The sequence below is a fragment of the Nocardioides sp. genome (assembly GCF_051876515.1).
Lineage (GTDB): Bacteria > Actinomycetota > Actinomycetes > Propionibacteriales > Nocardioidaceae > Nocardioides.
Genome location: NZ_JBJEHY010000197.1, coordinates 1 through 6,837, shown reverse-complemented (window position 1 = coordinate 6,837; position 6,837 = coordinate 1). Strand labels below are relative to the sequence as shown.

The following is a 6,837-nucleotide window of genomic DNA, read 5'->3' as shown; positions in this document are numbered from 1 at the left end:
GAGGACCAGGACGGCCACCTCGGCGCGGTCGATCGCGGTCGTCGTACGCAGCGACGCGTAGTACTCGTGACCCGAGGCCTGGTTCACGCGCTTGCGGATGCCGGCGGTGTCGATGAACTTCCACACGCGCCCGCCCAGCTCCACGAGCTCGTCGACCGGGTCCACCGTCGTACCGGCGACGTTGTCGACGACGACGCGGTCCTCGCCCGCGAGCTTGTTGAGCAGGGACGACTTGCCGACGTTCGGCTTGCCGACCAGGGCGATGCGGCGCGGACCACCCACGGCCTCACCGAACTCCTCCGGCGGGGTCTCCGGCAGCGCCGCCAGCACGGCGTCGAGCATGTCGCCCGACCCACGCCCGTGCAGCGCGGAGACCGGGAACGGCTCCCCCAGCCCCAGGTTCCACAGGCCGTACGCCTCGGCCTCGGTGCGCTGGTCGTCCACCTTGTTGGCGGCCAGTACGACCGGCTTGCCCGCCTTGCGCAGGATCTTCACGACCGCCTCGTCGGCGTCGGTGATGCCCACGGTGGCGTCGACGACGAACAGCACCGCGTCGGCCAGCGACACGGCGATCTCGGCCTGCGCCGCGATCCGCTCCGCCAGCCCGCGGGCGTCCGGGTCCCAACCGCCGGTGTCGACGACCGTGAACGCGCGACCGTTCCACGTCGCGTCGTACGAGACGCGGTCGCGGGTCACGCCCGGACGGTCCTCCACGACAGCCTCGCGCCGGCCGATGATGCGGTTGACCAGCGTCGACTTCCCGACGTTGGGGCGGCCGACGACGGCCAGCACGGGGGCGGGCCCGGCGGCCTGCTCGTCGGGGCCGAGCGCGTCGAGGTCAGTCATGATGCTCCTTGGTCGAGGGCCCCCGGCGGGGACACCTCCGTCGATTCTCCCGCAGGCAGCGGCCCCGGGAGGTCGCGACCCGTCAGGTCGCGTGCGCGGGCCGTGGAGGCCCGCAGGTGCTCGTGGAGCAACGCCGAGACGTGACCCACCTGTTCCCTGGTACGGGGCCATGTGACGGGCTCCACCCGCCACGGTGTCCCGTACACGATGTCGATCTGTCCCCCGGACGGAGGCAGTGAGTTCTTCGTACCACCCGGGGCGCGGGTCCCCAGCATCGTCACGGGCACCACGGGGGCCCCGCTGACCAGCGCCAGGTACGCCGCACCGCGCCGGATGGAGCCCCACTCGCCGTCCCCACGGGTGCCCTCGGGAAAGATCCCCACGACCTCGCCGGCGTCCAGGACCCGTACGCAGGCCTTGATGGCGCCCGGGTCAGCGTGGTCACGGTCGAGCCGGATCTGCCCCGAGGCCTTCAGCACTCCCCCGGCCCGGCTGGCGAACATCTCCTGCTTGGTCAGGGCGTGCACCGGACGCGGCCCGAACACCGCCAGCAGCGGTCCGTCGATCAGCCCCACGTGGTTGCTGGCCAGGATCACCGGCCCCGCGCTCGGGACGTTCTCCGTGCCGTGGACCGTCACCGGCCAGCGGCGCCGCAGCGCGAACTGCGCGAGCGGGCGAACCCAGCCCAGACGGTCGTGCGGGAAGTCGACCCGGCGCAGACGGCTGTCCGGCCCGGGCGTCACGAGACCGCCTCGGCCGCCTCCACCAGCGCCACGACCTGGCCGATGACCTCGTCGAGCGAGAAGTCGGTGGTGTCGATGTGGACGGCGCCCTCGGGCATGGTGAGCGGTGCCGTGGTGCGGGCGGAGTCGATGCGGTCGCGGCTGAGCAAGGACTCCTGCGTGGCCGCGAGGTCGCTCCCGCCCTCCTCGGCGGCACGGCGCGCGGCGCGGGCGGCCGGGTCGGCGGTGAGGTAGACCTTGACGCGCGCGTCGGGCGCCACGACCGAGCCGATGTCGCGGCCCTCGACCACGATCGAGCCCGAACCGATGATGGCCCGCTGCAGCTCGAGCAGGCGCGCGCGCACCTCGGGAACGGCGCTGACCGGGGACACCGCGGCGGTGACCGGCTCGCTGCGGATCTCCTCGGCCACGTCCACCCCGTCGACGGTGATGGTCGGGGCCAGCGGGTCCGTGCCGGAGACCAGGACCGGGGTGCCTGCGTGCGCGGCGACTGCGGCAGCGTCGGAGACGTCGACGCCGGCATCCAGCATCGCCCACGTCATCGCGCGGAACATGGCGCCCGTGTCGAGGTAGCGCAGGCCCAGACGGTCCGCCACGCCCCGCGAGGTGCTCGACTTGCCCGACCCGGAGGGTCCGTCGATGGCGATCACGTACGAGGGGGTCACGGCGTTGTCCACAGGCCGGAATCCTACCGGTGAGTCGTCCACCCGCGGGATTCAAGGGACGTGAGCAGCTGCTCACCACGCGGCTCGTCGACGACCAGCTCGACCAGACCGACCGGACGCGTCGGGTCGTGGTCGATGCGGATGTCCTCGATGTTGACCTCGCTGGCCACCGCGTCCGCCAGGAGCCGCGCGAGCTCGCCGGACTGGTCGGGGACCTGGACCCAGACCGAAGCGGTGGGACGGACCGGCGCGCCGTGCTTGCCCGGGATGGCGAGCGTGCCGAGCACGCCCTGCTGCAGCAACCCCTCGAGGGCGTCGCGGTCGCCCGCACCCACCGCCTCGATGAGTCCGTCGAGCTGTCCACGGACCTCGCCCAGCAGCTCGAGGACCGCCTCGGCGTTGGCGGCGACGATCTGGCCGTACAGGTGCGGCTCCCCGGCCGCGACCCGGGTCACGTCACGCACGCCCTGCCCCGAGAGCGCGAGGTGGTTCTCCGGGGCGCTGGCGAGGCGGGACGCCGTGAGAGCGGCCATCAGGTGCGGGACGTGCGAGGTCCGGGCGACAGCACGGTCGTGCTCGGCCGGCGTCAACCACACGGGCACGGCGCCGGTGAGCCGGACCATCGTCTCCACCGTCTCGACTGCCTCGACAGCCGACTCGAGGTGCGGTGTGAGCGCCCACGGGCGCCCGTCGAACAGGGCGGCGTGCCCGGCCAACGGTCCCGAACGCTCGCTGCCCGCCATCGGGTGTCCGCCGACGTACCGTCCCCGTTCCGGGTGGTCGGCCACGGCGGCCAGCGGGACGCCCTTGACCGAACCCACGTCGGTCACCACGGCCCCGGTGCCCGCGGTCGCGTCCAGAGCCGCGACGATGACGGCCCCGAGATGGTCCGGAGGGACGGCGACGACCACGATCGACGGAACGTCGCCCGCGGAGCGCGGGCGCCCGGCACCCAGACCGGTCGCCGTACGCACGTGCTCGTGGCTGACGTCGGAGAGCAGGACCTCCACGCCGGCAGCCCGCAGCGCCAGCCCCAGCGACGTGCCGAGCAGCCCGACACCGACGACCTCGACGGGCCCGAGCGTGTCACTCATCGGCGACGGTGTGGGTGCGTACGAGGTCGCGGCGCAGGTTCGCGGCGCCGTGCAGGTAGACGTGGGTGACGTCGGCGCGGGCCAGGTCGGTCTCGACGTGCGCCATCAGGCGCACCACCCGGGGCATCGAGCCGCCGATCTCCAGCTCCCGGGCACACGTCATGGGCACGTCGGTGAAGCCGAGCTGCCGGGCCGCGTACGCGGGGAACTCCGAGTGCAGGTCGTCGGTGGCGGTGAACAGGATGGAGATGAAGTCGTCGGTGCTGAGGCCGTTGTCCTCCATCACCGTGGTCACGAGCTCGGCGACCCGCTCCAGCATCTGGTCACGGGAGTCCACATCGAGCTGGGTCGCCCCACGAATCGCACGCACTGCCATGGGTCGAGCCTATCGGCGCGGGAGACCCACCGTGACCGGAACCCCGGCGGGTGGAACGCGCCGGCGCCTCACAGGGAGGCGGAGTCCATGAGCGTCCCGAGCTCGTTGAGCGTCAGCTCACGCATCTCCCCCACCCCGAGACCACGCAGGGTCAACGGTCCGATGGAGGTGCGGGTCAGGCGCTCCACGGGGTGCCCGACGTGGTCGAGCAGGCGCCGGACGATGCGGTTGCGACCCTCGTGGATGGTCAGCTCCACGATCGTGCGGTCGCGGGACACACGGCCGTGGCTGCCCTCGACCACGCGGACCTTGCTGACCTGCACCGGACCGTCCTCGAGCTCCACACCCGAGCGCAGGGCCTTGAGGGTCGCCTTCGTGACCTCGCCGTCCACCTCGGCGACGTACGTCTTGTCCACCTCGTGCGAGGGGTGCGCCAGACGCTGGGCGAAGTCGCCGTCGTTGGTCAGGATGATGAGTCCGGAGGTGTCGGTGTCGAGCCGCCCCACGTGGAACAGCCGCTCGGGCCGGTCCGCCACCAGGTCACCCAGGCACCGCCGGCCCTCGGGGTCCGACATCGTCGAGACGACGCCGCGCGGCTTGTTGAGCACGAGGTACACGTGCGGGCTGATCGGCGGCAGCCGTCGGCCGCTGACCCGGATCACCGCCGTGGCCGGGTCCACCTTCGTGCCCAGTCGGGTGACGACCTCGCCGTCGACCTCGACCTCGCCGTCGAGCATGAGCTCCTCGCACTTGCGCCGGCTCGCCACGCCCGACTGGGCGAGCAGCTTCTGCAGCCGGATCATCCCGTCGTCGTCGGTCGCGGGGCGCTGCGAGGCGGGGCGGGAGTCGTCCTGGTCGTGCGGCTTCATGCAGGGTCCGTTCCGGGGACGTCGGGGTGGGGCGGAGCGGATTCTCCGGCTCCATCATCCCCCGCCGAGCGCGTCCCGGCCTCCTCGGGGGTCGGCTGGGAGTCGAGGCCCGCGACCGCGGCCAGCTCGTCCTCCAGGTCGTCCAGGTCGGGCAGGTACGGCGCCAGCTCGGGCAGCTCGTCAAGGCTCTGGACGCCGATGCGCTCCATGAAGTACGACGTGGTGCGGTACAGGTGCGCGCCGCTGACCTCGTCCTGCCCGGCCTCCTCGACCAGACCGCGACCGAGCAGGGTCCGCATGACCCCGTCGACGTTGACGCCACGCACCGCGGAGACCCGGGCCCGCGACACCGGCTGCTTGTACGCCACCACGGCCAGCGTCTCCAGGGCAGCCTGGGTCAGCCGCGCCTGCTGCCCCTCCAGCACGAACCCCTCGACGACGGCGGCCATGTCTGGGTGGGAGTAGAATCGCCAGCCGCCGGCGATCGAGCGCAGCTCGAACCCGCGGCCCTGCTCGGCGTACTCGGCGGCCAGGGAGCCGAGTGCCGCCTCGACGTCGTCCACGGGGTGGCCGACCGCCGTGGCCAGCCGTACGGCGTCCAGCGCCTCGTCGCTGACCATCAGGATGGCCTCGAGAGCGGGTCGCAGGGGCACGAGCGGTACCTCCAGCACGGCCTCGTCCACGCCCAGGTCCTGCGTCTCGTCGACGGGTTCGGGGCTCATCGGTCGTCCTCCTCAGTCGGGGCAGCGCCGGAGGCACCGTCCGTACGGTCCACGGGCGCCCCCTCGAACTCGTCGATCTCGAAGTCGTCCAGGTCCTCACCGGTCCACCGGACCGTGAGCTCGCCCAGCGGCGTGACCTGGTCGAACGCCACCGCTCCCTCGCGGAACAGCTCCAGCAGGGACAGGAAGCGCGCCACGGTGGTGAGCCGGTCGGGCGAGTCGCCGCACAGCGCACGGAACGTCATGGTCGTGCTGCGCCGGAGCCGGTCGACGATGAGCGCCGCCTGCTCCTTCACGCTCACGGCAGGTGCGTGGATGTGCTGCAACGAGACCTCGAGGACCGGCTTCGGCTCGAACGCCTTGGCCGCCATCCGGGCGAACTCCTCCAGCCCCACGCCGATCAGCACCTCCGGCAGCAGCGTCGCGAAACGCTCCTCCAGACCCACCGCGCGCGGGTGCCGCAGCGCCTCGGACGCCAGGCGCTCGCTGATCACGGCAGCCACCTGCTTGAAGGCGCGGTACTGGATCAGGCGCGCGAACAGCAGGTCACGAGCCTCGAGCAGCGCAAGGTCCTCCTCGTCCTCGACGTCCCCCTGCGGCAGCAGCCGGGCGGCCTTCAGGTCCAGCAGCGTCGCCGCCACGACCAGGAACGAGGTCGTCTGCTCGAGGTCCCACTGGTCGCCCAACGCCTTGACGTGGGCGATGAACTCGTCGGTGACCTGCGACAGCGCCACCTCGGTGATGTCGAGCTTGTGCTTGGCGATCAGGCCCAGCAGGAGGTCGAAGGGGCCCTCGAAGTTGTCCAGGTGGACAGCGAACGGCGACGCGTCGGACGCCGCCTCGGCACCGACCTCACCGGTCAGGCTCATCGGGCGACGCTCATTCCTCGGTCAGTCGACGCACCAGGGCGCTGTCGTCCCCGTGCTCCGCGAGGTCGGCCAGCACCAGAGCCACGGCCTCGCGCACGAGGCGACCGCGGTCGACCGCGACGCCGTGCGTACGCCGAAGCGTGAGGCGGGCGTGCTCGATGTCGAGCAGCTCCTCGGCGGTGACGTACACGGTCATCTTCTCGTCGTGACGGACACGACCGCTCGACCGCCGGTTGGTCGCCGGTGCCTCCGGGGCCGCCTCGGGCGCGGTCTCGACGGCACGCACGCGGCGCGGCTTCGTCTGCGGTGCTGCGGCCTCGTCCACCGAGGTGGGACGGAAGAGGTCGTCAGCCGCCGGCATGCTCACTCGTCGGGCCAACGGCTCAGCACCTCCTTGGCGAGCATGCGGTACGCGTCGGCACCGGTCGACGAGGATGCGTACGAGGTGATGGGCTCACCCGCGACGGTGGCGTCGGAGAACTTCACGGTGCGCCGGATCACGGTGTGGAAGACCTTGTCGCCCCACGCCTGGACCAGGCGCTCCATGACCTCGCGGCTGTGCAGGGTGCGGCCGTCGAACATGGTCCCCAGGACTCCGTCGATCTCCAGACGGGGGTTGAGGCGCTCGCGGACCTTGTCGATGGTCTGCTTCA

General features: G+C 72.1%; 10 protein-coding genes. All 10 read right to left on the bottom strand.

All coding sequences use genetic code 11. From position 1 onward, the window contains the following. Positions 1 to 846 (bottom strand): ribosome biogenesis GTPase Der (gene der / locus ACI379_RS14485; RefSeq protein ID WP_439792801.1); only part of this gene is annotated, 846 nt, incomplete at its 3' end. Continuing rightward, complete coding sequence (locus ACI379_RS14480) at positions 843 to 1,589, bottom strand: lysophospholipid acyltransferase family protein (protein WP_439792800.1); 747 nt, start codon at positions 1,587 to 1,589, stop codon at positions 843 to 845. The genes der and ACI379_RS14480, both read right to left, overlap by 4 nt. Then, positions 1,586 to 2,266 (bottom strand): (d)CMP kinase, encoded by a 681-nt coding sequence (cmk, locus tag ACI379_RS14475; RefSeq protein ID WP_439792799.1) that lies wholly within the window; start codon positions 2,264 to 2,266, stop codon positions 1,586 to 1,588. The genes ACI379_RS14480 and cmk overlap by 4 nt, the downstream gene beginning before the upstream one ends. A gap of 11 nt (positions 2,267 to 2,277) precedes the next feature. Next, complete coding sequence (locus ACI379_RS14470) at positions 2,278 to 3,348, bottom strand: prephenate dehydrogenase (protein WP_439792798.1); 1,071 nt, start codon at positions 3,346 to 3,348, stop codon at positions 2,278 to 2,280. Then, positions 3,341 to 3,724: a chorismate mutase gene (aroH, locus tag ACI379_RS14465; RefSeq protein ID WP_439792797.1), complete on the bottom strand. Its 384-nt coding sequence runs from the start codon at positions 3,722 to 3,724 to the stop codon at positions 3,341 to 3,343. Before aroH ends, ACI379_RS14470 begins: the two co-directional genes overlap by 8 nt. 68 nt (positions 3,725 to 3,792) lie before the next feature. Then, on the bottom strand, positions 3,793 to 4,593 hold the full coding sequence (locus ACI379_RS14460; protein ID WP_439792796.1) for a pseudouridine synthase: 801 nt from the start codon (positions 4,591 to 4,593) through the stop codon (positions 3,793 to 3,795). After that, a complete protein-coding gene (scpB, locus tag ACI379_RS14455; RefSeq protein ID WP_439792795.1) occupies positions 4,590 to 5,315 on the bottom strand; it encodes an SMC-Scp complex subunit ScpB in 726 nt (241 codons plus the stop codon). The genes ACI379_RS14460 and scpB overlap by 4 nt, the downstream gene beginning before the upstream one ends. Continuing rightward, complete coding sequence (locus tag ACI379_RS14450) at positions 5,312 to 6,184, bottom strand: segregation and condensation protein A (protein ID WP_439792794.1); 873 nt, start codon at positions 6,182 to 6,184, stop codon at positions 5,312 to 5,314. Before ACI379_RS14450 ends, scpB begins: the two co-directional genes overlap by 4 nt. Positions 6,185 to 6,194: 10 nt before the next feature. Then, on the bottom strand, positions 6,195 to 6,545 hold the full coding sequence (locus tag ACI379_RS14445) for a hypothetical protein (protein ID WP_439792793.1): 351 nt from the start codon (positions 6,543 to 6,545) through the stop codon (positions 6,195 to 6,197). Positions 6,546 to 6,547: 2 nt separating this feature from the next. Then, positions 6,548 to 6,837, bottom strand: a 290-nt coding sequence (locus tag ACI379_RS14440; protein ID WP_439792792.1) for a ParA family protein, incomplete at its 5' end; no start/stop codon positions are given.

What these genes read in the sequence shown, in the direction of transcription:
- ACI379_RS14470 (WP_439792798.1), bottom strand. Translation starts at nt 3,348, where the DNA reads ATGAGTGACACGCTCGGGCCCGTCGAGGTCGTCGGTGTCGGGCTGCTC.
- aroH (WP_439792797.1), bottom strand. Translation starts at nt 3,724, where the DNA reads ATGGCAGTGCGTGCGATTCGTGGGGCGACCCAGCTCGATGTGGACTCC.
- ACI379_RS14460 (WP_439792796.1), bottom strand. Translation starts at nt 4,593, where the DNA reads ATGAAGCCGCACGACCAGGACGACTCCCGCCCCGCCTCGCAGCGCCCC.
- scpB (WP_439792795.1), bottom strand. Translation starts at nt 5,315, where the DNA reads ATGAGCCCCGAACCCGTCGACGAGACGCAGGACCTGGGCGTGGACGAG.
- ACI379_RS14450 (WP_439792794.1), bottom strand. Translation starts at nt 6,184, where the DNA reads ATGAGCCTGACCGGTGAGGTCGGTGCCGAGGCGGCGTCCGACGCGTCG.
- ACI379_RS14445 (WP_439792793.1), bottom strand. Translation starts at nt 6,545, where the DNA reads ATGCCGGCGGCTGACGACCTCTTCCGTCCCACCTCGGTGGACGAGGCC.